Below are 25,866 nucleotides of genomic sequence, written 5' to 3'. Positions count from 1 at the left end.
TGGCAATTTCGGCAGAGCTTCGTCGAAACGTCCTGACTCACGCCAGATTCGGCAAAACACTACGCCCTCTTTTGTACAAGGGGCTGCCAACATGCAACAGGTCATCACTGCCGATCGCGGGCTCGCACTCTGCCTGGACGGTGCCAGCGACTCGACATCGACCACCTGTCTGGCCGTCTCGCGTCTTGGCAGCATCCGCACTGCCGCTGCGACATTCACCTTGTGGGTGCAGTTACGTGGCCGTGCCTGGGTGGAGTCCAAGGAAGGTCGTTTCCGGCTGCGCGCCGGCGACTGGATCGCCTTCGACAAGGATTCGCATCCCACCGTGCAGGCAGATCGCAGCGCGCTGTGCGTTGGCGTCAGCCTGGATGGCACCAGCTTGCAGTCCTTGGCCGAGTTGACCGACGCCACGCTGTACCCGGGCCGTAGTCAGTTGTCGCGCAGCGACCTGCGCATTGCGTTGCGGCTGTGGCGTAACGCGGCACTGCAGAGCGGCAGCGCATCCGCGCGCCCATTGTTGCTGCATCTGGCGGCGATGCAGCGCGACTTCGTCGAGCAGGAGCAGCGTTGCCCGGGTCGCTCGCGTAGCCGCCGCCGTCAAGTGTTCGGCCGCATGCAGCGGGCCCGGCTCTATCTGGAAGGCAACAGCGACCGCGTGGTGCGTATCAGCGAACTGGCGCAGCTGACCAACTTCTCCAGTTGGTACGTCTCCAAGACATTCCAGAGCCTGTACGAAGAGAGCCCGCAGGCGTTGTCGGCACGTTTGCGGCTGGAGCGAGCCTCCGACTTGCTGCGCGATACCTCGATGATGATCGGTGAGGTTGCGGCCGCAAGCGGCTTCGACAATTGCTGCAGCTTCGCACGCGCATTTCGTGCGCGTTTTGGCGTCTCCGCATCGCGTTATCGCGAGCAGACGACCAATCCGCCAGATTCGGCAAAGCCACGGAACGTGACGCGCAAAGCGACGGCGTTCACGCAAACGTAATTTGCACGGGGGCGCTTAACGCGCCACTAACGAACCCTGGAGAGATTGATGAACCTTCGCACCTCCGCAGTGCGGCTGGGCCTGTTGCCCGCCGGTATTGCGATCGCGTTGACGCCGGCTTTTGCCGCCAACGCACAAGAGCAGTCCGCCCCGTCGACCACGACGCTGGACCGCATCGAAATCACCGGCTCGCGCATCCGCTCGGTCGACGTCGAAACCGCACAGCCGGTCTTCACCGTCTCCCAGCAGGACATTCAGAAGTCCGGCCTGGTGAGCGTTGGTGACATCCTCCAGAACCTGTCGATTGCCGGTACGCAGACTTACAGCAAGGCTGCTGTGCTGACCTCGGATCCGGAACAGGGCGGCCAGTACGTCAACCTCTACAACCTGGGTGAGAACCGTACCCTGGTGTTGGTGAACGGCAAGCGTTGGACCAGCAGCCTGAACGGCCTGACCGACATGTCTACCATCCCGAGCTCGCTGATCGAGCGCATCGAAGTCCTGAAGGACGGCGCCTCGGCGATCTACGGCTCCGACGCTGTTGCAGGTGTGGTCAACATCATCCTGCGTCAGAACTACGACGGTGCAGAAGCCTCGGCGTACTTCGGCCAGAACGGTCGTGGCGACGGTTCCAAGGAGCAGTACTCCTTCACCGCCGGCACCACCACCGACCGCGCCTCGCTGGTGTTCGGCGTCAACTACACCAACGAAGACCCGGTGTGGGCCAAGGACCGCACGCTGACCCGTTACTCGGCCGGCCCGAACCACATCGAAGATGGTCTGAGTGCAACCGGCCCGTGGGGTCGCTTCACCTCCAACGACCAGACCTACATCCTCAACCACACCGGTTCGTTCGACGGCCGTGGCGTGGGTGCGGATTCGCGCAACATCGCCAACTACCACAACGACATCACCACCGACGACTATTTCAATTCCGTCGACCAGATGATGTTGCAGCAGTCCAGCCGCAACAAGTCGATCTTCACGACCGGCAGCTACAACCTGACCGACAGCGTGACCTTCAAGTCGACCGCGATGTACTCCGAGCGCGACTCGAACCGTCAGATCGCCGGCTACCCGCTGCAGGCTTCTTCGCAGCCGCAGTTCCCGGTGGCGATCAGTGGCAGCAGCTACTACAACCCGGTTGGCCAGGACATCAACAGCTGGTTCCGCCGTACGGTTGAATTGCCGCGCACCACCGAAAGCAACGTCAAGACCCTGCATTTCGATGCAGCGCTGGAAGGCGTGTTCGACGTCGGCAGCCACGGCTGGAACTGGGACGTTGGCTTCAACTACAACAAGTACGATGTGACGCAGGTTTCGCGCGGCAATATCAACTTGCTGGCGCTGCAGAAGGCACTGGGCCCGTCGTTCCTCAATGCACAGGGTCAGGTGCAGTGCGGTACCGCAGCGGCTCCGATCGCGCTAGGTACCAGCAATGCGCTGGGCCAGTGCACCCCGTTCAACATCCTGGGTGGCCCGTCGGCCTCCACGCCGAACGCGCTGCAGTACATCAATGCACTGGGTCAGGCCACGCAGCAGAGCCTGAGCAAGCAGTGGACCGCCAACGTCACCGGTGGTCTGTTCGATCTGCCGGCCGGTGAGCTGGGCTTCGCCGCAGGCGTCGAGCACCGCGAAATCAGCGGTTACGACTATCCGGATCAGCTGTCCAGTGCCGGTTACACCACCGACCTGGCGGCACAGGCCACCGAAGGTCGCTACCAGACCAACGAAGCCTACCTGGAGCTGTTGATTCCGGTGCTGAAGGATCTGCCGGGCGCCAAGGAGCTGTCGTTCGACGTGGCCGCCCGTTACAGCAACTACAGCCGCTTCGGCGACACCACCAACAGCAAGTTCAGCTTCACCTGGAAGCCGATCGACGACCTGCTGGTGCGCGGTACCTACGGCACCGGTTTCCGTGCGCCGACCCTGTCGGACACCTTCGGTGGCGGCTCGCAGACGTTCGATACCTTCACCGATCCGTGCGACGCCACCTTCGGCTCGCTGGGCAACGCGGGCGTGGCAGCACGTTGCGCTGGCGAAGGCTTGCCGGCTGGCTTCCGTCAGACCGATACCGCGGGCAACGCGGTCACGCGTCGCGACGTGCAGGGCAACGCACCGTTCAACTCTGGCGTGGGCAATGCCGAACTCGAACCCGAGTACAGCATCACCCGCACCGTGGGCATGGTCTACAGCCCGCATTGGGTGCAGGGCCTGGACTTCTCGCTGGACTGGTACCGCATTTCGATCTCCAACATCATCACCGCCCTGTCGGCCAATGATGTGTTGAACAACTGCTACCTCAACAATCTGGCCAGCTACTGCGCCGACTACGGTCGCGACGCTGTCACCGGCCAGGTCACCACGCTGAGCCGCGGCAACGTCAACCTGGGCCGTCTGGAAACCGAAGGCTATAACTTCGGTGTGCGTTACCGCATGCCGGAAACCGCGTACGGTAAGTTCGCTGTCAACCTGGACACCAACTACCTGGCGACCTACAAGTCGCAGGCAGAAGCTGGTGCCGAGTGGGCAAACTCCGCCGGCTACTGGAACTTCCCGCGCGTGCGTGCCACCTTGGGTCTGGACTGGTCGCTGGGCGCGTTGTCGGCCAACTGGAACCTGCGTTACTACGGCGGCTTCCGCGATTACTGCTGGGATGCAGCGGCAGGCATCGAGTGCAACAACCCGAACTACCAGACCCCGAATCCGGGCTGGGGCGGCGGTACCGGTTCCAACAAGAAGGGCTCGATCTCCTATCAGGACGTCTCTGTCACTTGGCAGGCTCCGTGGGATGGCAGCGTGACCGTTGGTGCCCGCAACATCTGGAACAAGCAGCCGCCGGTGACCTACTCGATCACCAACAGCAGCACTGCGGCGATCGATCCGATGCTGGATTACGACCGCTTCCTGTTCGTGCAGTACAACCAGCGCTTCTGATCATCGAAGCGTCGTAACGAAAAAGCGGGCCGAAAGGCCCGCTTTTTTTATGTCCGTCATTGCTGATGCCGGGATGCGACGAACACAACGCTCATGCGTGGTGTCGTGCGCCAGCGCTGCGTAGAAACCTGCATAGCCATCTGGAAGGGTGTATCCCGTTGTCCAGGGCAACCATGCGAACGCTGCACGCTGCAAAGGGCTGCTGCACCCCTCCGCGCTATCTGCAGCGCCAACGAAAAAGGCGCGAATCTCTCGCGCCTCTATCGTTTCGCTATTCGCACCAAGTGGTGCGGCAACTCACGCTTCGGCAAGCCCCAGCAACGTCTCGGCCTGCTCGCGCCAGGTCGGCAGTCGCGAAATGACGCCAACCTTGGACAGATACTCTTCGTCCACCGTCTCGCCGCTGGCCAGTGCCGTGGCGACGTGCACCGCACCGGTCACCCAGAAACTGCGCAGGCTGGAGCGCTGCGGATGGCGGTGGAACGCCACCGCTTCGATGATCGGCATCGGCAGGCCCCACAGGCCCAGCAGATACGCGCCGGCTTCGGTATGGCCCAGGCGCTCGTCGCCGCCTTCCAGTGGCGGTTCGCGCTCGTCGCGCACGCCCGGCAACAGCAGGCCGATGTCGGCCAGCAAGGCGGCGGTGGAGCCGAGTTCGGCGCTGGTGGGGGGCAACACTTTCGCCGCCAGTCGCGAAGAGAGCAGGGCGCGGCGCTGCATCGCGCTACGCTCGGCCGGGGTCAGCGTCTGTACCGAGAACACTTCGCTGGCCAGCACCAGGTCGCGCAGCGTCGCCACGCCCAGGCGGGTGACCGCGGTGCGCAGGTCGGTGATGCTGCGTCCGCCGGAAAAGAACGCCGAATTGCACAGCTGCAGCACCTTGGCCGCAATCGCCGGGTCGCCGGCGATGAGCTTGGCGATGTCGGCCGCATCGGCGCCATCGTCCTCTTCCAGCGCATGCATCAGGCTCAGATACAGATGCGGCGGCGAGGGCAGTTTTTCGATGCGGCCTATCGCCGCGCGCAAGCGCGGATTGCTGAGCAGGTCGCGCAGTTCTTCCAGGCTGGTGACGGCTTCGAGCAGCACTTCCGGCGCCAGCGGCATCGGCAGGAAACGATGGGCCACGCCGATGATGCGGGCCGGCGGCGTCCGCTGGCCGTCCTGGGCATCAATCAGCGCGATGCGGATGGTGTCCGGGCGCAGCGTACGGATCTGCCCCAGCAACGTGGCAGCAGTCAGGTCCGGCAACACCGGGGCAACGATGACGGCATCGAATGGCGACAAGGCGGCAGCTTCGATCGCCGAATTTCCATCGGCCACCTGCTGCGCCTGCCACTGGTCGCCGAGATCGGCGACGTAGTCGACCAGGTCGGACGGAAGACTGGCTTCGTCCCCAACAAACAGAATACGCAAGACACTTCCCCAGAAGTCACCGGCGGTAGACGCCGGCCAAACGCAACTCGGCAATGTACCCAATCTACCGGCGGCGGTCACCGGGATCACGGCAAAAGCGTGATCCCGGTCGCTCCGCAAGTGCGGAGCAGTGTTACGGCCAACGGCTCAGGGCGCGTCGGAATTATAGCGTTCCACCGATTCGACCAGGATGCGCTTGGCCTCGGCCGCACCGCCCCAACCGTCGAGCTTGACCCACTTGCCCTTCTCCAGATCCTTGTAATGCTCGAAGAAGTGACCGATGCGCTCCATCCAGTGGCTGGACACCTGGTTGATATCTTCGATGTGCGCGTAGCCGGAGAAGATCTTCTCGATCGGCACCGCCAGGATCTTTTCGTCGCTGCCGGCCTCGTCGCTCATACGCAGCACGCCGACCGGACGGCAGCGCACCACCGACCCCGGGACCAGCGGCAGCGGCAGGACCACCAGTACATCGGCCGGATCGCCGTCGCCGCACAGGGTGTTGGGCACGTAGCCGTAGTTGCAGGGGTAACGCATCGGGGTCGACAGGATGCGGTCGACAAAGATCGCGCCGCTGGCCTTGTCCACTTCGTACTTGACCGGCTCCGAATCCTTGGGGATTTCGATGACGACGTTGATTTCTTCCGGCAGATTCTTGCCAGAGGTGACCAGTTCAAGGCCCATGCGGGTAGCTCCGAAGCGTCAGCAGTGTGTGGAGCACGATTCTACGCGTTCGGCTGTTGCGCTGCAGCGACACTGAATGGGCAATCTTCTGAGGGTCCGATGCGGCATAGCCTGCATTCATCACGGGCAGCCGGCTGATCGTAGGGCCTGGGGACACGGCGCACGCTGCAGGCTCATCCACTGCTCGGGAAACGCCATGTTCAGGCTCGCACGCTTGCTCCTCGTACTGCTGCTGTCCCTCACTGCCCAGGTGACCGCTGCGGCAACGCCACTGCCCGCCTACGTGGACGCGGTGGACTGGCCGGCCAATGGGGAGGGCTGGGAGGCCTTCAGTGATCTGGAGCAGCGCCTGGACCGTGATTTCGACAATATTTGCGGCGACACCTTTTGTGGAGGCGAATTCAGCGACTACCAGCCGCTGCGCTTTCGTTGCTCGGTCCACCGCGTCACCGGCGTGGTGCGCAGCTGCATCTGGACCTTCGGTGCGAGCGAGATCAGTGTCGATCCGCGTAGCGGCTATCTCCGCTCCGACAGCCGGGTCTGGCGCTGCACGGCGCCCCTGAAAGCCGGTACGCGCCTGGACGAGATGTATCGTGTGCTTGCGGTGACCAACCCCTTGTTCGAGCCGCTGCCGGGCGGCGCGCCGCCGATCTACGATGGCCTGATTGGCTGTCTTTGAGATTGGCGGTCTTTGAGACATGGCAACGGCGGGTGTCGTTGCTGCCACGTTGTCGCCTGTGACGGCGCACGTTCGCAGTGCCGCAGGGACGCCAAACGATCGCCAATACGTTCGCTGGAGAGGCAGTGACGTCAGTATTGTCCGGCGCGGTAGCCAGCTTTCCCGTGCAATGACCTGCGGCCATATGGCCGCAGGTCCGAGATCCCTGCGGGCATGCCGTGCTACAGCAGCGGCACCAGTAGCAGCGCCACGATGTTGATGATCTTGATCAACGGATTGATTGCCGGCCCTGCAGTGTCTTTGTACGGGTCGCCGACGGTGTCGCCGGTGATCGCCGCCTTGTGCGCTTCGCTGCCCTTGCCGCCGAAATGGCCGTCTTCGATGTACTTCTTGGCGTTGTCCCAGGCTCCGCCGCCGGTGGTCATCGAAATGGCCAGGAACAGCCCGGTCACGATGGTGCCGATCAACAATCCACCCAGTGCCCGTGGCCCCAGCAACAGCCCGACCACGATCGGGACCACCACCGGCAACAGCGAGGGCACGATCATTTCGCGGATCGCCGAGCGGGTCAGCATGTCCACCGCGCGGTCGTATTGCGGCTTGGCGGTGCCGGCCATGATGCCGGGGATCTCGCGGAACTGACGGCGCACTTCTTCGACCACTGCGCCCGCCGCGCGGCCCACCGCTTCCATTGCCATTGCGCCGAATAGATAGGGGATCAATCCGCCGATCAATAGACCGATGATCACGGTGTGGTCCGACAGATCGAAGGCGAAGACCTCCGTGGGATTGGCCGCCTGCAGGTTGTGGGTGTAGTCGGCAAACAGCACCAGCGCCGCTAGAGCGGCCGAGCCGATCGCGTAGCCTTTGGTGACCGCCTTGGTGGTGTTGCCGACGGCATCCAAGGGATCGGTGATCGCGCGCACTTCCGGTGGCAGTTCGGCCATTTCGGCGATGCCACCTGCGTTGTCGGTGATGGGGCCATACGCATCCAGCGCCACGATCATGCCGGCCATCGACAGCATCGCCGTGGCAGCGGTCGCAATGCCATACAGGCCGCCAAAGTGAAACGCACCCCAGATCGCTGCGCACACCGCGATCACCGGCAGTGCGGTGGATTTCATCGAGATACCGAGGCCGGCGATGATGTTGGTGCCGTGTCCGGTGGTGCTGGCAGAGGCGACATGCTGCACCGGTGCGTATTGGGTGCCGGTGTAGTACTCGGTAATCCACACGATCAGGCCAGTGAGCACCAGGCCGATCAATGCGCACGCATAGAGCGACGTCGCGCCATGGCTGTTGTCGCGCATCAAGCTCTGGGTGATCGGCCAATAGGCCAGCGCAGCCAGCACGCCGGAGACGATCACGCCTTTGTAGAGCGCCCCCATGATCGAGCCGCCTGCTTTGACCTTGACGAAGGCCGCGCCCACGATCGAGGCGATGATCGAGACACCGCCCAACACCAGCGGATACAGCACGGCATGCGGCCCGGTTTCGGCCAGGGTCAGGCTGCCGAGCAGCATGGTGGCGATCACGGTGACGGCGTAGGTCTCGAACAGATCCGCTGCCATGCCCGCGCAGTCGCCCACGTTATCGCCGACGTTGTCGGCAATCACCGCAGGATTACGCGGGTCGTCCTCGGGGATGCCGGCCTCGACCTTGCCAACCAGATCCGCCCCCACGTCCGCCCCCTTGGTGAAGATACCGCCACCCAGACGCGCGAAGATCGAGATCAACGATGAGCCAAACGCCAGGCCGACCAAGGCATGCAGGTTCTGCTCCAGCGGCAACCCCATGGCCTGCAGCACGGCGTAATAACCGGCCACGCCCAGCAAGCCCAGTCCCACCACCAACATGCCGGTGATGGCGCCGCCCCGGAATGCCACATCCATCGCACGGCCGATGCCATGCCGTGCGGCTTCGGCAGTGCGCACGTTGGCGCGTACCGAGACGTTCATGCCGATATAGCCGGCCAACCCCGACAGCACCGCGCCGAGCGCGAATCCAATCGCCGTGTACCAGCTCAGAAACAGCCCGACCAATACGAACAGCACGCCGCCGGCGATCGAAATCGTGAGGTACTGCCGATTGAGATAGGCGCGTGCACCTTCCTGGATCGCCGCGGCGATCTCCTGCATGCGCGCGTTACCGCTTGGCTGCGCGACCACCCAGCGCGCCGACACGATCCCGTACAAAATTGCCAATACCGCACAGCCCAGCGCAAGCCCTAACCCGTAGTGTTCCAGCATGACCCCTCCCAAGAGAATGGATGTCATCCGGTCGGGACGAACCAAGGGCGACGCACGCAACGAGTGACAACGAATACGGACTCGACGGCCACAAGGGCCGTAATGCGCGTCGCGATGTTCAGGTGGCCGGATCGCGATCGAGTATGCGCCGCAGCTTGCAGGGGTGCCACCACCGCGGCTTTGGCGCGTCGTTCAGTCGCGACATGACAGCCTGCGGTCAACGTGACCGAGCCGATCCAGGAGTAACTATGTCGAACGATGCCGCGTCCAGGTACGCCGCTGTGCTGGCCGCCATGCTGTTTACCGGTAGCGCAATTGCTGCAGATCCAACGCCGGAGTTGAAAGCACGCCCGCCTGGCACTGCGCAAGCCGTCGGTGCAGTACACACCTTGCGACAGATTCCAGAAGCCTGTGCCCGCTTGGAAGGTGTGTTCACCGGCAATGCTGCACAGCCCTACACGTTCTCGGTTGTGCGCAGCAGCCCCACCTGTCAGCCACGTGCGCGCTTTGTGGACTACGCCAAGGCAACACCGAGTGTTGCGTCGGGCTGGATCTTCAACGACGTGATCCGCATCCCAAGTGCGGCCTGCCCGAGTCAACAGGCGGTCGTGCGCGTGTGGCGCAAACCAGTCGATGCCAAACCGCAGCTCGACGGCCAAGGCCAGTCACGCATCTACCTGGAAGATGCCAAGCAACAAGCGGCCGCCGGCAAGATCCCGCAGGTGCCGATGTTTGCTGCGCAGCAGACGATGGAAGGCAAGGCCTGCCAGTAACCTCTGCGGCATCAATGCTGGGGCACTACGGCTGCTTGAGTGATGCGGGCATCCGCATGACATGAGACTTCGTAGCGGCATGCCATGCAGTTGACGCATCGATGAGGAATGATGCCGGTGTTGCTATCGATGCCGCGGCCTTGTTTGCGTATCCACATTGGCGCAGTGATCCAAGCATCGCTCAAGCTTTAAGAAGCACCGTCGTACCGGCTTGCATTTACGCATGGTCACTGCCCTGCGCATTTGGAGTGACCACTGGTACTGCGAACCAAAACGCGTGTTGCCGCCGGTTAGCGGTTTAGTGGTCGGCATCGGCTTGTGCCGCGCGTACACTCCGGACCCGGAAGGCCAGTCGCCCGCATCTGATGGGCGCTGGCAACGATATGCCGCTGCGCTTGGCGCTGTAACGAGTCGCGCAGCAGCTACGCTGATTTTTGAGAACGTCTATGAAGGTATTGCGTTGTTCCTCGGGCCTGCTTGCCTTCTTCGCCCTGTGGCACCCGGTAACGGTGCGCGCAGCGGCGAGCATGGTGGTCGACGACGCCGGCGTCACGCCGCGTGGCCAATGCCAGCTGGAAGCCTGGTGGCGTGCAACGCCAGGTAGTGCATCGGCCACGGCGGTACCTGCGTGTAATGTTTTGGGTACGGAACTGGCGCTTGGGCTCAGCGACTCGCGACACGGGCCGGTCTTGCTCGACCTGGGCGCCAAGCGGGTGCTGCGCGATCCAGAACGCCACGCCTGGGGCCTGGCGTTGTCGGTGGGGACGCAGCGTACATGGCGGGACCCGCAGCAGCGCAATTATTACGCCACGCTGCCCATGACTTGGTCGTTGGGCGCCGATGCCTCCACGCGTATCCACTTCAACATCGGTGCCGTGGCGACGCATGCCGAACCGGATACGACAAACGTCGGTATCGGTTTGGAGCACGACATCACCAGTTCATGGACCCTGTTGGCCGAAGCATTCGGAGATGACCACAACGGCGAAGGTAGCCAACTTGGACTGCGCAGAATGGTCGGCAGGGCATCCAGCATAGACCTGGTAGCCGGCCGCGACCGCCTCAACGCCCCACGTGGCTGGATCACGCTTGGCATCAACCTTGCGATGTTGCCCTGACACTCTCCTTTCAGTGGCCGCGCTCCGGTGCGGCTGCCCAATTCCAGCCCTAGGCATCTTTCAATCTGCATGCAATCGGACTGCAATCGAATCGCAGCAAACCTAGCAGTGACTCTATGGTGCTGGTCTTTGGTGAATCGCTGCAGCATGCAGAGCGCGTTCTAACATGACCACCGCATCGGACGTGCCCTCGTTCGGGCTCTGTGCCGCGATGGGCGACGACAATTTCGCCTGTATCTGCTCGCTGATAGATGATGCCTTGATAGCCAGCAGGAGTATCAATGTATTCAAGACGCTTATAGGGCACGCCGCCGATATTTACATTTCGACTATTCTCGCCCTTTTCATCTGGCTTTTTATAAACATCGCTTGCCAGCTCAGCATATTATTGTGCGGTGAGAGTCATGGTGAGTCCTTTCTAGCAATCAGAGTCACTTTGAACAACTGTTTGCGCAACTCTTCCTTGAATTGACTTGGGTCTGAATGGCCTGAGTCGGGATAGTTGCTCATTTCATCGTTTGGATATCCGCCCGACCAAAAATAGGTCGCAGACGGAGTGCCGCTCAACAATTTATCTTTATATAGGCCTGGCTGAAATCTTGTTTCTTCGTGTTTGCCGGTAGCCTTTAGCGAAACATCTACGCTAGTGAGTTCCCATCGGCAGACGCCCTTGGCATAGTAGTCGGCATCAACCATGCCATCGGCATAAATCGTCCCAGTGTATGTGGATGCATCTAGCCTCTCAAAGTGGATGGGGATGCCATCTTCATCAGACTTGCTCCATACACCGGCAATGGGCTCGATTGGCGTGCATTGCTTGTGGTTAGTCATCTGGTAGAAAGCCGTACCCGAGATCCACGCAAATGGCCCTGGAGCATCCTCGATGGTCATCGTGATCCGGTATGCCTGCGTCGGATTCGGGTTTTCCCGGTAGACCGGATCGCCGGCGGCGGTATTCGCATTGGTGTCGTGCATTTCAGAAGCAGTGTTCATGGGGTTGCACCCTGCCATGAGCGTGAGGAAAAGACAGCCAGCAATCTTTAGCTTCAGATGAGCGTTCATGTCGCCATTGTGCACTGTGCAGACCACTCGGCGGCGGTGATCGCATCACGCAGCTGGCTAGCGCTGCGGTTGATGTTGGCGCTGTGCAATACCAGCGTAACGAGCAGGACGCAGAACACCAACCCGAGTTCGGGCAGTTGCATCACCAGTGGCATCACCAAGGGAGTACACGCCGCACCAACGGTCAATAGCAGCATCAATGCGGTCATGCCGGCCGTGTTGAAAATCGTCTGGCGCAGCTGTCGCAATTCGGTAGTCTGTTTATCCTGGCTGCGTAGGTTCTTCCAGATGTTCGCGGCATGTGCAATCCGCATTGTCAGGAGCAGGACAACAGCAACGTGCAGCACAGCACCGACAATGGCCACAAAGTGTGTAAGCCCAAGCAAGGCGGTAAATGTTGTGCGGTAAGCCAGCACAAGCAGGCTGGTAGTGAGCGCTAGCGTCAAGATAACGACGATCAGGAGATTGCGCAGGCTCTCGGCTGACCGATACCAATGAGCATTATGGGGGAATAGCCTTCTATCCACTGCATCGCTCCTAATGAAGTGCGACTTACCTAACTGTGCAGAACCCTAATCATCTTTAGCGGTGTCGTAGCCGTATGCGATGGGGTAGGCCCGTGCAAAAATCCGTGCCGACGCTGCGTTGAAGCAGTAAGGTTTGGTGGAAGTGAAGGTGCCGATGGCGGGATCTACCGGCAGCCAACAGCACGTAGGGACGCCCAGCGTGCAGAAGGTAAGGGGATCGTTAGTTTTTAGTAGGGGTCACTTCTTAATGACCTCCTGCAGTGTCTGTGCGAAAGAGTTGAAGTTTTTAGTAATAACACCGATGCCAGTCTAGGCATTTTTATGAGATATCCTTCTTCGTGAAAGATGGAGACTCAATAGGATTTGAATATTGGCTCGGAGCATGCTGTGTATATCACCTTGCAGTCGCTGCCTGAGTTATGCTCCTTGCAATAAGCGATAGCACTTTCGCTTGCAAATTTTATAGAAGGCCCGGCAGAATAGCTTCTCGTTACGCGCTTCGCTTGGTCAGAAGAGCCAAGTCCCGTAGGTTCAGAGACTGCTGCGCATCGATTTTCATAAACATAAAGTGTGTGGCACTTCGCCTCACTTATGCCTTCGCACTTATCGATAGCGTCTCGTTCTGCCTCAGATTTTTTGCGTTTCCCAATAGAGACGCCTAAATTATTGCCAGCGTCGCCTGCGATGGCGCCCCAAGTTTTAATCCATTCTCCGCTAGGTCGCGGTTGCCGTTGAATGGGGTCTCCTGCTGGAATCGGAGCGCATGCAACGGCTCCTTGCCCACCAATTTGGTATTGCCCGACGGGGCAGCCTTGCGCTAACGCGCTTTCACAGATTGGAAATAAAATAAGTATGAGGAAGAGACGTGGATTCATATTACACCTTTGAATGGATAAAATATCTAGTTTGCAAGGGGTAATTTAAATTTGGTGATTAGAGCCTTGCCCAGCTTGCCCGCGTGAGCCGATTAACGGTGCCGCTTGTGATTGAGTCTGACCTGCAATTCTAGCTGTTTGATTTGTAGTCATCTCAGATCCGCCAGCTTGCTGTCCTTCTCCCTTCGCCACGTGTTGCGGCATATACGACCCAGCCGGCTGTCCTTGCGGCCCAGGACTCGACGCAGCGCCAAATGCCGAATACGCCATAAACGTGCCCATGTTGCCCTGCCATAGTGCGGCGGCGATGGTGGGTACTGTGACGATGAGCATAGTCATGATCAGACCGATGCCGCCCTGCTGCAGGGCTTGGCTGGAGAGGCCTTCTGTATTCAGAGAGATGAACTTCATTACCCAGTAGGCGCCAGCGACCTTGGCGGTGAACTTGAGCACCATGGCGGTGACCACGGACAGCATGGCCATCGAGAACAGCGTGCCGATGATGTAGAACAACCACTTTTTGAACAGGTCCTTGGTCTGGTCGAAGATCAGCGCCAGGATGAAAATCGGCCCGATGCCGATCAAGAAGGCCATGGTGAACTTGAACAGCAGCAGCATTGCACCGGCCGCCATCGGCGGGCTGGCGGTGCCGAAGCCGGCCAGCAGCACGGCGCGCCCCTTTTTCTCCAGCATTTCCGGCTGACTAGACTCCACCCGCACCGCATCCAGCGCGGCCAGCGCAATCTGGGTATAGGCCAGGTTCTCGTCGATCGCATCGGCGGAGCTGCCCTCCTCGCCGGTGAACAGCTCATGGATTTCCTTGTCCAGGTTTTGGGTCATGGTCTGGTGCAGCATGGCGCCATTGGCACCCAGGGCTGACGCCAAGCTGATGATGACGGCGACCTTGGCTGCCTTGATCATGGTGGCCATCGCACTCTCACGCGACTGCCCGGTGGCGATACGGTAGCCCAGGATCAAGATCCATAGCGTGGTCACCGTCAGCGCGATGGTGCTGACCCACTTCATGGCCCGCCCCATCAGCTCCATGCCGAATTCCTGGATTTCCTGGTTGAAGTAGTCGTTGACCAGCTTGAAGAAAACGAAGTCGCCGAGGGTGGCGTCCGCCAAAGGCTGCAACCAGTTCATCCCACCATGAAAGAAAACATCCATTGTTGCCTGCCTATGTACCGTAATGGGGGCTTTGGTTGCCCGCTGATTATTTATTTAGACAGCGCAATCTTCAGTGCGGCTGCTTGGACGATCTGCCCCAAAATATTGCCCTTGTCGCCTTCAAGCGCGCGCTTGGCGAGCAGGCTCTGGTCGTCCTTGAGGCCGGCGATGTAGATGTCGTAGGCCTTCATCTTGGCTTCCCAATGACTCAGCTCCAATGCATTGCGCGCCACATAGCGCTGCACTTCATTGTTGTTTGCGGCCAGCGCGCCCTCCTTCGTTCCTACATTATCGCGCTGACGCTCCAGCCTCTCGAAGTCGGCACTGCGCACCACCATGCGCTGGATGATCTCCACTGCCTCGTTGTATTGGGCGTTTTGTGCTTGCACGATACTGGCGCAGACACGTTGCTGCTGTTCCTGAATATTGGCCCCGCCAGTCAGGCTCAACGGAATGGATTTGATCTGGTCCATGAGGCCCGCAATACCCGACGCGCCGGGGCAGTACGCGTCCAACCCGTAACTTGCATCGCGCAGAACGAACTGGTTTTCCAGCTGGGGCATGTTGAACTGCAGGCGCTGCAACTTGATGAGCTGCTGCTGATAATGCTGCAGCTGCTGTTGATACTGCTTGATCGTCTCGGTCCATCGCTTGGCTTGTTCCGCATATTCCTTGAGGTCCTTTGCCATTCCCGTCGGGTTCGTGATGATCACTTGCGCGTTGGCAGGTCCTGCACACAGCCCGATGCTTAGCAGCAGGCCGGCGGCAAGGCGGGAAATCGGATGGCGGAGGCGGCAGGAACGTGCGGTCATGGCGAGTCTCGTCGATCTTTTCGGTATAGATGAGTGGCGGGAACAGCGGCAGCAAAAACAGCGGTGAATGCCAGATGCGCGTTCAGCAGGACGGTCCGGCTGTATAAATCATGCGCTCGTCGCGGGTGAGTGAGGCCGTTTCGTCCAGACACAGACTCCCCGGCGGCACTGGCTGACCACCGGGGAAGACTGGAGATGATTGCCTGCTGGGCCATGATCCTTATGCGCGATGAGGCAGGTTTGGTGCGAACTGTGGCACACACTTAACCAAATTTCTACTAATGAGGTATTGCCTTACCCGCGGGGTCGCCGCCCAGGCGCCGCCTGGCTTGGTCTGCCAGCTTTTTGTAAGGAAATCCCTACAGCCGATCGCGGCATTTGCCTGTGGAGCGTCCTCTTTGTCAGTTTAGGCTCCAGCCGACACACGGCAGGTGCAAAACGGCACCTGCCGGCCGCCATGAAGACAGTCCGTCACAGCAATCCCGGTTTCGGCGGCCGCAACGGGCTCCTTTCCTGCGCAGTCAGCCACTGATGCCGTCGCAGACGTTCAGGTTGGCAGCTCGTCTCACCCCTCCCACACCGGCAATTTCTTCGCCACCGCCACATTCTTCAACGTCACATACTTCGGCAGGCCGTCGTTACCGTAGGCCAGCGGGGCTTCGCCCTTGATCAGTGGGGCGAAATAGCGACGGGCACGGTCGGTGATGCCGAAGCCGTCCTTGCGCAGGAAGCTGGGTGGCATCTTCTTTTCGTGATTGGCCACCTTGTGCAGCGGGGCGGGCACGATCTTCCAGCGATAAGGGGCGTCGCTGACGCGTTCGATCACCGGGATCACCGCGTTCATGCCTTTGAGTGCGTATTGCACGGCGGCCTTGCCGACGGCCTGGGCCTGTTCCCAGTCGGTCTTGGAGGCGAGGTGGCGCGCGGAACGCTGCAGGTAATCCGGCAGGGTCCAGTGCACCTTGTAGCCCAGTTCCTGTTTGACCTGTGCGGCCAGGAATGCGGCGACACCGCCCAGTTGCGCGTGGCCGAATGAGTCGGCTGCGCCACCGGCATCGGCGACGAAGTTGCCGTGTGCGTCCTGGATGCCTTCGCTGGCGACCACCACGCACCAGCCGACCTTTTCGACGACCTGTTTCACCTTGGCCAGGAACGCGGCTTGGTCGTAGGCGCGCTCGGGCAGCAGGATGATCTGCGGTGCATCGTCCGGGCCCTGACCTGCGAGCCCCGCTGCGGCCGCAAGCCAGCCGGCGTGGCGGCCCATCGCTTCGTAGATGAAGACCTTGGTGGAGGTGTCGGCCATCGCGGCGACATCCAGTGCGGCTTCGCGCACCGACACCGCGGTGTATTTGGCCGCCGAGCCGAAGCCGGGGCAGGTATCGGTCACCGCAAGATCGTTGTCGATGGTCTTGGGCACGCCGATGCAGTGCAGCGGGTAGCCGTAGGCCTTGGCCAGCTGCGAGACCTTCCATGCGGTGTCGGCCGAATCGTTGCCGCCGTTGTAGAGGAACCAGCGCACGTCATGTGCGCGCAGCACGTCGAGCAGGCGTTCGTACTTGGCGCTGTCCTGTTCGAGCGACTTGAGCTTGTAGCGGCACGAGCCGAACGCGCCGCCGGGTGTCTGCGCCAGTGCGGCGATCGCGGACGCCGATTCCTTGGAGGTGTCGATCAACTCCTCGCGCAGCGCGCCCAGGATGCCGTTGCGGGCGGCCAATACCTTGATCTTGCGCACGCGCGCTTCGGTGATAACGCCGGCAGCGGTGGCGTTGATGACGGCGGTGACGCCGCCGGATTGGGCATACAACAAGTTGCCAGTGGACATAGGGGGACGGACTCCTCACATGGAAACATGGCGCAGGGGACAGTGCCGGGACATTCCCCGGATGGGGTAAGCTGCACGACCATACGGTCAGCGCCGGCGAAGGCTTGAGTCTAACGCCGCCAACCGCAACGCGTTTTTATTCGAAAGTGGAGTCCACTGATGCGATTGGTTCTGTTGGGACCGCCCGGTTCGGGCAAGGGCACCCAGGCGACACGTCTCAAAGATTCGTTTGAGATCCCGCACATTTCCACCGGCGACCTGCTGCGTGCCGAAGTGGCCGCCGGCTCGCCGCTCGGCCTGAAGGCCAAGGAAGTCATGGCACGCGGCGATCTGGTGTCCGACGACATCCTGCTCGGCATGCTGGAGTCGCGGCTTGGTCAGGCCGATGTCGCCAAGGGGTTCATCCTCGATGGTTATCCGCGCAATGTGGCGCAGGCCAATGCGCTGGACAACCTGCTCAGCAAGATCGGTCAGCCACTGGATGCGGTGGTGCAGCTGGACGTCGCCAGCGAGTTGCTGGTCGAGCGCATCGCCGGACGTGCCAAGGCCGAAGGCCGTGAGGACGACAACCCGGAATCGGTGCGCAAGCGTCTGCAGGTCTATACCGATTCCACCGCGCCGGTGATCGGCTTCTACGAGCAGCGCGGCAAGTTGGCGCGTGTGGATGGCGTTGGGTCGCTGGACGAAGTGCTGGAACGCATCAGCAAGGCGCTCGGCCGCTGAGTCACCCGGACCGGGCGCAACGCCCGGTCTGTGTTTACCGCGTGCCTGTTGGCCGCGTCTGCAGATTAAGACCCTGGAAAAGAAAAACCCCGGCCATACAAGATGACCGGGGCAGAATAACGCCAGTAATGAGCTTGCTCAGAGCCCCAACAGCATGAGCTCCCTGGGGATTTGGTCTCTTGGGGAGTAGAACCAAAGGGTGCTGCGACTGGCGTTCAGCATAGTGAGGGATGTGACGCAGTTCGCATATCGGGAAATTCCCGACAGTACGGTAGGAGTTTCCTGACAGCGGCGCCGGGTGCGGATCGGAATGTCCTGCAACTCCGGTGATCGGCGACAATGTGCTCCATGAGCAAACTCCACATCCTCGGCATCGCCGGGACTTTCATGGGCGGTGTGGCCGCCCTGGCACGCGAGCTGGGCTGGCAGGTAGAAGGCAGCGACCAGGCCATCTATCCACCGATGTCCACCCAGCTGGAAACGCTCGGGATTTCGCTGGCCCAGGGCTACGCGCCTTCCAATATTTCCGCCGACGCCACCGAGGTGGTCATCGGCAATGCCTTGTCGCGCGGCAATCCGGCTGTGGAAGCGGTGCTCGATGCAGGCCGCCGCTATAGCTCCGGCGCCCAATGGCTGGCCGAGCAGGTGCTGCCGGGCCGCGACACGCTGGCGGTCGCCGGTACCCATGGCAAGACCACCACCACCACCATCCTGAGCTATCTGCTGGAGGCGGCCGGGCGCGCGCCGGGCTTTTTGATCGGCGGCGTGGCCGAGGATTTCGGCGTGTCGGCGCGGCTGGGGCAGGGGCGCGCGTTCGTGGTGGAAGCCGACGAATACGACACCGCATTCTTCGACAAGCGCAGCAAGTTCGTGCACTACCGGCCGCTGGTGGCGATCCTCAACAACCTCGAATACGACCACGCCGATATTTTTCCTGACGTGGCCGCCATCCAACGGCAGTTCCATCACCTGGTCCGCACCGTGCCGGCGCGCGGGCGGCTGATCGTCAATGGCGAAGACGCGCGGCTTGCCGAGGTGTTGGCGATGGGCTGCTGGACGCCGGTGGAGCGCTTCGGTTTCGATGCGGCGCTGGAGTGGAGCGCGCGCTTGATTGCCGCCGATGGCAGCGTGTTTACGGTCGCGCATCGCGGCGTGGAGATCGGCCAGGTGCAGTGGCCGCTGGTGGGCCGGCACAACGTGCTCAACGGATTGGCTGCACTGGCGGCTGTGCATGCGGTGGGCGTGGATCCGGCAACGGTGATGCCGGCGCTTGCGCACTTTCAGAGTGTCAAACGCCGACTGGAAGTGTTGGGGCAGGCGCGCGGCATCACCGTCTACGACGACTTCGCGCATCACCCCACCGCCATTGCGACCACCTTACAGGGGCTGCGTGCGAAGGTGGGCGCGGCGCGTGTGCTGGTGGCGATGGAGCCGCGCAGCAATTCGATGCGGTTGGGCGCGCATGCGCAGGCGCTGGCGCCGTCGCTGCACGATGCCGACGCGGTGGTGTTCCTGCATCGTCCCGAGTTGCCATGGGATGCGGCACCGATCATCGCGCAGGTGCGCGGGCAGGCGCACGTGGCGCATGACGTGGAGGCGTTGCTGCAGACGCTGGGCGACATCGTGCAGCCGGGCGACCATGTGGTGTTCATGTCCAATGGTGGGTTCGACGGCGCGCCGCGTCGCTTCCTGGCGCAGCTGTCGTGATGGCATCGATCGCGGACACTGCCGACACCAGCGCCTTGCCGCTGTTTCCGTTGCACAGCGTGTTGTTGCCGGGCGCGGCGATGGGGCTGCGCGTATTCGAGCGCCGCTATCTGGATCTGGTGCGCGAATGCGGGCGCAATGGCACCAGCTTCGGCGTGTGCCTGATCCTGGATGGCAATGAGGTAGGCGTACCGGCAACGCCGGCGGCGTTCGGCACCGAAGTGCGGATCGAGGATTTCGATGTCGGCGCCGATGGCGTGCTGGTGCTGCGTCTACGCGGCACGCGTCGCTTTCATGTGCAGCGCTCGCGTATTCGCGACAACGGGCTATTGGTGGGCGAGGTGAACTGGTGCGAGCCCGACCCCGACGACGAATTGCGCCCCGAGCACAGCCTGTTGGCAACCGTGCTCGAGCGCATGCTCGAACAGGTGGGCGGCGAATTTGCCTCGGTCGGTCCGGGGTTGCTGGATCAGTCCGCGTGGGTGGGGTGGCGGCTGGCCGAGTTGTTGCCATTGACCGAGCAGCAACGCTTGTCGTTGTTGCAGCAGGACGACCCGCATCAGCGTCTGGAGCAGTTGCTGGCCTGGATGCCCTGAGCGCGGGCAATCACGTAGCGCGGCCAATCAGCAGGCGCCGCTGCGCATCGGATGCGAAGGAAGCGAATGTGGATAGGCACTGCATGCCGCTTCCGGGCATCGGCCGCACCTAGTCAATGATCGCGCAGAAGTGTTTTGCGCTCGCGAGGCACTGCTTTTATCGCCCCCATCACCGCACTTGCACCGCCGTGGCGGCAGACTTCTTGCGCTTGAGTGCGCTAGCGATGGCATCCATGCACTGGATGCGCGCAAGGGCGATACGCGTTTTTAGTGAGGGAGTGTGCCTTGATCATCGATGTGAAACCGCGTGTGGCGGATGTGTTCAGTCAGGTCTGGCGGACCCTGGCGGTGTTGTTTGTCTGGGACGTGTTGATCACGATCATCTATTACGTGCTGCCGTTCCGCGCGCCAGCATTGCCGCTGACCATTTTCGGTTCGGCATTGGCGTTATTCCTGGGCTTTCGCGCCAATTCCACCTATCAGCGCTGGTGGGAAGGCCGCGTGCTATGGGGCCAGATGATCAATGCATCGCGCAACCTGGTGCGCTTGAGCGTCAGCATTCTGTCTGCGCCGGAAGCCGCAGCGCTGGGGCGCACGATCGCGCTACGGCAGATCGCCTATGTCAATGCATTGCGCTGCCAGCTGCGGCGGTTGCCGGTGGCGATGGCCTTGCAGTCGCGGCTGGATGCCGACGAAGTGGCAGCGGTGATCACGCGTACGAACGTGGCCAATGGCTTGCTCGACACGACCGGCCGCGCCGTGGAACAGGCACGCCGCGATGGCTGGATCGACAGCATCCAGCAGGCCAGCGTCGAGCGCATTCTGGTGGATATCGCCAACGCGCAAGGTGGCATGGAGCGGCTGAAAAATACGCCGCTGCCGTATCAGTACCGCTTCTATCCGAACCTGTTTACACGTCTGTTTTGCGTACTGTTGCCGATCGGTCTGGTGGAAACGTTGCAATACGCCACGCCGGTAGGATCGACGGTCGCTGGCTTGATGTTTTTGGCGGTGCTGAAGATCGGCGATGAGCTGGTCGACCCGTTCGCCAACACCATCCACGATCTGCCGCTGGACACCATGTGCCGCACGGTGGAGATCGATGCCCTGCAGGCGATTGGCGAACCCGCACCGGAGCCGATGCAGCCGGTGGATGGGGTGTTGTGGTGAGGCGTTGCGCGCTTGACCAATGCGGCTTGTGCCCATCCAAACGGCGCTGAAGCACAAGCTCTCGGTCACCTTGAGAGGTAATGGAACGGTACGGATGCATTGGTTGTAGAGCGGCAGATTTGCGGCTTGGGTGCAGGGCCCTTGCCCGCCCACATCACGGGACACGCCGTGAATCCGTCCCTGGAGGCTCTTACGCGGCATCCATGCCGCGTAAGGTCCCGCGACGGTGGGCGGGCAAGGACCGGTCGAGATGGTCGGTGTGCATGGTTGCGAGCAGGACATGATGTGCGTTGTTTGGATGACGCTGGGTCCGATCAGCTTCCTAACGCAAGCCGAGCAACAGGCAGGCGTTCAAAGAAACCGCCGACCAACTTCCTGGTGCGGTGTCCTCGCCGCTTGCGGGACCGTGTGGCGGCATGGATGCCGCCACCGAGCCTCCACGGACGGATTCACGGCGTGTCCCGCGAGCGGCGAGGGCACCGCGCCCTCTACTCACCAAGGCTGTTGCCCTAAACATCCGGCTGCATCTAAGCGACGCAACGCGTTGCCCCCATCGAGGCAGCGTTTAAAAATTTTTATTAGCAGTTCTTATCTACAGGACTGCGCGTTCGCCAGACAATCGCCGCCGTTACCCGATCGATCAACGGCGCTGTTGTAGCTGATCCTATGCAGCCGGGTCGGACGCAGTGGTTTCCGTATGCGATGCAGCGTTGTCTTTGTTCTCGCCACGCACCGCGTTGCCCGACGTACTGTCGATCAAGATCACCGGTACCTGCGAGCGGCGGCGCTGCTCCACACGATGCGGCAGCGGGCCGAGTGCGTCGCGCAACGCGCTGAGTGCAGGGTCCACGCCGCGTAATGGGTACCACAGGCCGATCAGGCTGAAGTGGCGGCTGTAGCGTAAGGTCTGCGTGCTGCCTACCCACAGCGGTTGTGCGCTGGGCTGCAGTCGCGCGGCTGCAGGCCACAGACGCAGCACATGCACGTGCCCGGGCGCGGCGTGACGCACCATCAGCAGGGCCTCGACCTGGGTGTCCAGCGTGGCCGGCAGAATCGGCACTTCGTCCGGGCGGCCGCTGACATCCAGCAGGTGCAATGCCTGCTCCCAGCCGGCCTGCGGTTGTGTCCGCCAGCCGCGCGCTTCGAGCTGGCGTTGTAGCGGCGCGAGCGGGCCGGCCACCTGCACGTCCAGCGGCCAGCGCTGGTCGTCGTCGAATTCATTGCGACGTGCCGGCAGCAGCCGCCATTGGCCCTCCCACCAGTCGCTGGCCGGCAGGTCCATCAGCAGCGGCGGTGGCGGTTCGAACTTGGCCAGCTTGGTGCCGAGATTACGCGGCGCAAAAAAGATCGCGCAGCTCACGAACACGCCGTAGAAGATCCACGACACCGGCTTGACCCAGAACGCGCGGGTGGCGCGGCGGCGATACGCAATGCCCAGCACCAGCAGCCAGAAGATGCCGAACAACATGCCGCCGACCACGTCGCTGAGCCAATGCGCGCCCAGGTACAGGCGTGCGAAGCCGATCAGCGAGACGATGGCGCCACTGACCAGATACGGCCACACGCGGCGGCGGCCGGGCAGTTCGCGTGCGATCAGCAGCGCGAAAAACCCGAACCCGATCGTGGCCATGGTGACCGCCACCGACGGAAATCCGAACCCGCTGCTGGCGGCCGGCGGGCGCACCACCTGCACGGTGGCGCCCAGCAACTGCGTCAGGGCCAGGCCAAACGCCAGTGCGATCACCCAATGCGCCACCGCCATCCAGCGCCGACGCCAGGCCAGGTAACCCATCGCTGCGGCGATCGCCGGTAACAACACCTGCCAATCGCCCAGTGAGGCCAGCGCCACCATCGGGTAGTCGGCCAGCGGGTTGCGCAGCGCCAGCATCAAATCGTGCACGGCCAGGTCCACGCGCAGCGGTTCGCCATGCGCCAGCACCACCATCAGCAACACGAACCAACCCCAGCCAAGCAGCAACAGCATCAGCGCCATCATCGCCAGCGGGACCGATTCGCGCCGGCGCGGGTCGAACACGCTGACCGACCAGTTGCCCAGCACCGGGTGCCGATGCGACCACTCCAGCAACCGCGCCAGCAGTGCATCCAGATGGCCTGCCGACCAGCGGTACGAATACAACACCACCGCCCAGGCCAGGCCGATCACCGCAGCCAGCAGGGTGACCACCACGAACAGGCGCCCGGCGACTGCAGCGACCGCGTCGTAGGCGGTGCCCAACACCCAGCCCGGCACCAGAAACAGCAGCGCCCACGACACGCATGCCAGCCCGCTGGCGAACAGATAGCGCTTGAACGGCATGTGCGACATGCCGGCGATGGCGGGCACGAACGGCCGCACCGCGCCGACATAGCGCGCGATCAGAATGCTCTTGAAGGCGTTGCGTCGGAACAGCAGCTCACCGCGTTCCAGCAACTGGGGATAGCGCCGAAACGGCCAATACGTGTGCAGCTGGTGGCCCCAGCGATGGCCCACCCAGAAGCTCAACGCATCGCCGATAAACGCCCCCAGGGTGGCGCACACCACTGCGTACGGGCCGTTGATCTGGCCGAGCCCGATCAGCACGCCGATGGCGAACAGCAACGGCAGCGCGGGCACGATGGCACCGAGCACGATCACCGCATCACAGAATGCGATGGCAAAGATCACCACGCCAGCCAAGGTGGGGTGGTGTCCGATCCACTCCAGCGTGGCGTCGATCCATGAGTTCATTCCCGAATTATAAGTGGGCAGGGCGACGACTGACTTGCGCCATGCTCACATCGGCCGGTTGGCTTCACCTGAGGTTGCAACCAGGCCCAGGTGCGGGCGTGTGTCATCGGCACGCGCTGCAACGGCAGTACGGCGATGCGGGCTGCCCGCCTACAATGGGGAATGAGTCACGAGCCCGCCGACAATCTCCCGCTGAAGTCCGATACGTTCGGGCGCATTTTGTTGATCCGCGACGCTGGCCGGGTGTTCGTGCGGCGCGACCTGAGCGTGGCGCCATGGCTTCTGCGTGGGGTGGCCTGGTGGCTGGCACGTCGCGAAGCGCTGGCGCTGCGGCAGCTGGATGGCCTGCCGCACACGCCACGCTTGTTGCATTGGGACGGGCGCCATCTGGACCGCAGCTATCTGGCCGGCGATGCGATGTACCAGCGTCCGCCACGCGGTGATCTGGCGTATTTCAGGCAGGCGCGCAGGCTGTTGCAGCAGCTGCATCGGTGTGGCGTTGCCCACAACGATCTGGCCAAGGAAGCCAACTGGCTGGTGCAGGACGATGGCAGCCCGGCGGTGATCGATTTCCAGCTGGCGGTGCGCGGCCACCCTCGCGCGCGCTGGATGCGTCTGCTTGCACGCGAGGATCTGCGCCACCTGCTCAAGCACAAGCGCATGTATTGCCCGGCCGCGATCACGCCAGTGGAACGTCGCGTGCTCAAGCGCAGGTCATGGGTGCGCGAGCTGTGGTTCGCCACCGGCAAACCGGTCTACCGCTTTGTGACCCGGCGCATTCTGCACTGGGAAGACAACGAAGGGCAGGGGCCGAAGCCCTGAGTAGCCGGGATTGGGCATTAGGCATTAGGGATTGGGGATTCGCAAAAGCGAATCGCGTGAGTTGATTGTTTGTCGGCTGCTGGACGTTCAAGGCGCTAAGCTCTTGCGATTGCCGATCCCGATTCCCGATTCCCGATTCCCATGACGCTAAAAGACAAAACGCTCTTCATCACCGGTGCCTCGCGTGGGATTGGCTTGGCGATTGCGTTGCGGGCGGCGCGCGATGGGGCGAATGTGGTCATCGCGGCCAAATCGGCGGTGGCCAATCCCAAGTTGCCCGGCACCATTCACAGCGCTGCCTCAGCAGTGGTTGCGGCAGGTGGAAAGGCGCTGGCGCTCAAATGCGATATCCGCGACGAAGCGCAGGTGCACGCCGCCGTTGCCGCCACCGTGGAGGCGTTTGGCGGCATCGATATCCTGGTCAACAACGCCAGCGCGATCTGGTTGCGCGGCACCTTGGACACGCCGATGAAGCGCTTCGACCTGATGCAACAGGTCAACGCGCGCGGCAGCTTTGTGTGCGCGCAAGCCTGCCTGCCGCATCTGTTGAAGGCGCCCAATCCGCACATCCTCAGCCTTGCCCCGCCGCCATCGTTGAATCCGGCGTGGTGGGGTGCGCATACCGGCTACACGCTGGCCAAGATGGGGATGAGTCTGGTGACACTGGGGCTGGCCGCTGAGTTCGGCCCGCAGGGCGTGGCGGTCAATGCGTTGTGGCCGCGTACGGTGATTGCCACCGATGCGGTCAACATGCTGCCTGGCGTGGACGCCGCTGCCTGCCGTCGCCCGGAGATCGTGGCAGATGCGGCGCATGCGGTGCTGACCCGCACTGCGGCCGGTTTCCACGGGCAGTTTCTGATCGACGAAGCGGTGCTGACGCAGGCCGGCGTCACCGACTTCAGCGGTTATGCGTTCGATCCGTCACGGAGCCTGTTGCCGGATCTGTTTCTCGACTGAGTGGCTGACAGAACGCCTGCGTAGCCGACAGGCGGGCGCGGCCGGTGCTCGGCGCGG

At 62.2% G+C, this 25,866-nt stretch carries 21 protein-coding genes and 1 pseudogene; 11 read left to right on the top strand and 11 right to left on the bottom strand.

All coding sequences use genetic code 11. The annotated features are described in order from the left end of the window. The first annotated feature begins 91 nt into the window (after window positions 1-91). The gene (locus ABQU90_RS10335; RefSeq protein ID WP_055848457.1) at window positions 92-985 is read left to right on the top strand and encodes a helix-turn-helix domain-containing protein; all 894 of its coding nucleotides are present in this window, start codon (window positions 92-94) and stop codon (window positions 983-985) included. 48 nt (window positions 986-1,033) lie between these two features. Next, window positions 1,034-3,922, top strand: coding sequence for a TonB-dependent receptor plug domain-containing protein (locus tag ABQU90_RS10330; RefSeq protein ID WP_323522208.1), 2,889 nt, complete (start codon window positions 1,034-1,036; stop codon window positions 3,920-3,922). A 297-nt stretch (window positions 3,923-4,219) separates the two neighbouring features. On the opposite strand, the gene ABQU90_RS10325 is transcribed toward ABQU90_RS10330, so the two are convergent. Together ABQU90_RS10325 and ppa are read right to left on the bottom strand one after the other, a co-directional pair. Then, window positions 4,220-5,335 carry an HDOD domain-containing protein gene (locus ABQU90_RS10325; RefSeq protein WP_055848462.1) on the bottom strand — a complete coding sequence of 372 codons (1,116 nt, stop codon included), beginning with the start codon at window positions 5,333-5,335 and terminating at the stop codon, window positions 4,220-4,222. 147 nt (window positions 5,336-5,482) lie between these two features. Next, window positions 5,483-6,019 (bottom strand): inorganic diphosphatase, encoded by a 537-nt coding sequence (ppa, locus tag ABQU90_RS10320; protein WP_005990841.1) that lies wholly within the window; start codon window positions 6,017-6,019, stop codon window positions 5,483-5,485. 196 nt (window positions 6,020-6,215) lie between these two features. Here ppa and ABQU90_RS10315 point away from each other — a divergent pair, with 196 nt between their 5' ends. Continuing rightward, window positions 6,216-6,698, top strand: a complete 483-nt coding sequence (locus ABQU90_RS10315; protein ID WP_323522209.1) for a hypothetical protein — start codon at window positions 6,216-6,218, stop codon at window positions 6,696-6,698. A 221-nt stretch (window positions 6,699-6,919) separates the two neighbouring features. Here ABQU90_RS10315 and ABQU90_RS10310 read toward each other — a convergent pair whose 3' ends face one another. Beyond that, on the bottom strand, window positions 6,920-8,947 hold the full coding sequence (locus ABQU90_RS10310; RefSeq protein WP_323522210.1) for a sodium-translocating pyrophosphatase: 2,028 nt from the start codon (window positions 8,945-8,947) through the stop codon (window positions 6,920-6,922). A gap of 248 nt (window positions 8,948-9,195) precedes the next feature. On the opposite strand from ABQU90_RS10310, the gene ABQU90_RS10305 reads away from it, so the two are divergent. Both ABQU90_RS10305 and ABQU90_RS10300 read left to right on the top strand, forming a co-directional pair. Next, window positions 9,196-9,720 (top strand): hypothetical protein, encoded by a 525-nt coding sequence (locus tag ABQU90_RS10305; RefSeq protein ID WP_115513818.1) that lies wholly within the window; start codon window positions 9,196-9,198, stop codon window positions 9,718-9,720. A 446-nt stretch (window positions 9,721-10,166) separates the two neighbouring features. Continuing rightward, a complete protein-coding gene (locus tag ABQU90_RS10300) occupies window positions 10,167-10,838 on the top strand; it encodes a PA4824 family protein (RefSeq protein WP_323522211.1) in 672 nt (223 codons plus the stop codon). A 190-nt stretch (window positions 10,839-11,028) separates the two neighbouring features. Here the strand turns inward: ABQU90_RS10300 and ABQU90_RS10295 are convergent. The 7 genes and pseudogenes from ABQU90_RS10295 to ABQU90_RS10270 all read right to left on the bottom strand — a co-directional run. Beyond that, window positions 11,029-11,214, bottom strand: a pseudogene (locus ABQU90_RS10295) (hypothetical protein); the annotation flags it as partial. Window positions 11,215-11,240: 26 nt separating this feature from the next. Then, the gene (locus ABQU90_RS10290; RefSeq protein ID WP_323522212.1) at window positions 11,241-11,900 is read right to left on the bottom strand and encodes a hypothetical protein; all 660 of its coding nucleotides are present in this window, start codon (window positions 11,898-11,900) and stop codon (window positions 11,241-11,243) included. Beyond that, a complete protein-coding gene (locus ABQU90_RS10285; protein WP_323522213.1) occupies window positions 11,897-12,427 on the bottom strand; it encodes a hypothetical protein in 531 nt (176 codons plus the stop codon). Before ABQU90_RS10285 ends, ABQU90_RS10290 begins: the two co-directional genes overlap by 4 nt. Window positions 12,428-12,780: 353 nt before the next feature. Beyond that, entirely contained in the window at window positions 12,781-13,302 is a 522-nt protein-coding gene (locus tag ABQU90_RS22770) for a DUF4189 domain-containing protein (RefSeq protein WP_407078766.1), read from the bottom strand. A 45-nt stretch (window positions 13,303-13,347) separates the two neighbouring features. Beyond that, window positions 13,348-14,472: a TrbL/VirB6 family protein gene (locus ABQU90_RS10280; RefSeq protein WP_323522214.1), complete on the bottom strand. Its 1,125-nt coding sequence runs from the start codon at window positions 14,470-14,472 to the stop codon at window positions 13,348-13,350. A 50-nt stretch (window positions 14,473-14,522) separates the two neighbouring features. Next, on the bottom strand, window positions 14,523-15,284 hold the full coding sequence (locus tag ABQU90_RS10275; protein WP_323522215.1) for a hypothetical protein: 762 nt from the start codon (window positions 15,282-15,284) through the stop codon (window positions 14,523-14,525). Window positions 15,285-15,849: 565 nt separating this feature from the next. Next, window positions 15,850-17,106 (bottom strand): 6-phosphofructokinase, encoded by a 1,257-nt coding sequence (locus ABQU90_RS10270; RefSeq protein ID WP_323522216.1) that lies wholly within the window; start codon window positions 17,104-17,106, stop codon window positions 15,850-15,852. 159 nt (window positions 17,107-17,265) lie between these two features. Between ABQU90_RS10270 and ABQU90_RS10265 the strand changes: the two genes are divergently transcribed. The 4 genes from ABQU90_RS10265 (at window position 17,266) to ABQU90_RS10250 (ending at window position 21,302) form a co-directional block, all read left to right on the top strand. After that, window positions 17,266-17,829: an adenylate kinase gene (locus tag ABQU90_RS10265; RefSeq protein WP_055848486.1), complete on the top strand. Its 564-nt coding sequence runs from the start codon at window positions 17,266-17,268 to the stop codon at window positions 17,827-17,829. A 339-nt stretch (window positions 17,830-18,168) separates the two neighbouring features. After that, the gene (gene mpl, locus ABQU90_RS10260) at window positions 18,169-19,536 is read left to right on the top strand and encodes a UDP-N-acetylmuramate:L-alanyl-gamma-D-glutamyl-meso-diaminopimelate ligase (RefSeq protein WP_323522217.1); all 1,368 of its coding nucleotides are present in this window, start codon (window positions 18,169-18,171) and stop codon (window positions 19,534-19,536) included. Continuing rightward, the gene (locus ABQU90_RS10255) at window positions 19,536-20,132 is read left to right on the top strand and encodes an LON peptidase substrate-binding domain-containing protein (RefSeq protein ID WP_323522218.1); all 597 of its coding nucleotides are present in this window, start codon (window positions 19,536-19,538) and stop codon (window positions 20,130-20,132) included. Before mpl ends, ABQU90_RS10255 begins: the two co-directional genes overlap by 1 nt. A 285-nt stretch (window positions 20,133-20,417) precedes the next feature. Further along, window positions 20,418-21,302: a bestrophin family protein gene (locus ABQU90_RS10250; protein WP_115562816.1), complete on the top strand. Its 885-nt coding sequence runs from the start codon at window positions 20,418-20,420 to the stop codon at window positions 21,300-21,302. A gap of 664 nt (window positions 21,303-21,966) precedes the next feature. Here the strand turns inward: ABQU90_RS10250 and ABQU90_RS10240 are convergent. Beyond that, on the bottom strand, window positions 21,967-24,030 hold the full coding sequence (locus tag ABQU90_RS10240; protein ID WP_311240361.1) for a bifunctional DedA family/phosphatase PAP2 family protein: 2,064 nt from the start codon (window positions 24,028-24,030) through the stop codon (window positions 21,967-21,969). A 162-nt stretch (window positions 24,031-24,192) separates the two neighbouring features. Here ABQU90_RS10240 and ABQU90_RS10235 point away from each other — a divergent pair, with 162 nt between their 5' ends. Together ABQU90_RS10235 and ABQU90_RS10230 are read left to right on the top strand one after the other, a co-directional pair. Further along, on the top strand, window positions 24,193-24,852 hold the full coding sequence (locus tag ABQU90_RS10235; RefSeq protein WP_115562814.1) for a serine/threonine-protein kinase: 660 nt from the start codon (window positions 24,193-24,195) through the stop codon (window positions 24,850-24,852). Window positions 24,853-24,993: 141 nt separating this feature from the next. Beyond that, window positions 24,994-25,809 carry an SDR family oxidoreductase gene (locus ABQU90_RS10230; RefSeq protein ID WP_323522219.1) on the top strand — a complete coding sequence of 272 codons (816 nt, stop codon included), beginning with the start codon at window positions 24,994-24,996 and terminating at the stop codon, window positions 25,807-25,809. Window positions 25,810-25,866: the final 57 nt, after the last annotated feature.

The organism is Xanthomonas sp. WHRI 10207, from assembly GCF_040202975.1.
Taxonomy (GTDB): domain Bacteria; phylum Pseudomonadota; class Gammaproteobacteria; order Xanthomonadales; family Xanthomonadaceae; genus Xanthomonas.
Note: the sequence above shows the minus strand (reverse complement) of the source record. Positions and strands in the feature narration are given on the sequence as shown.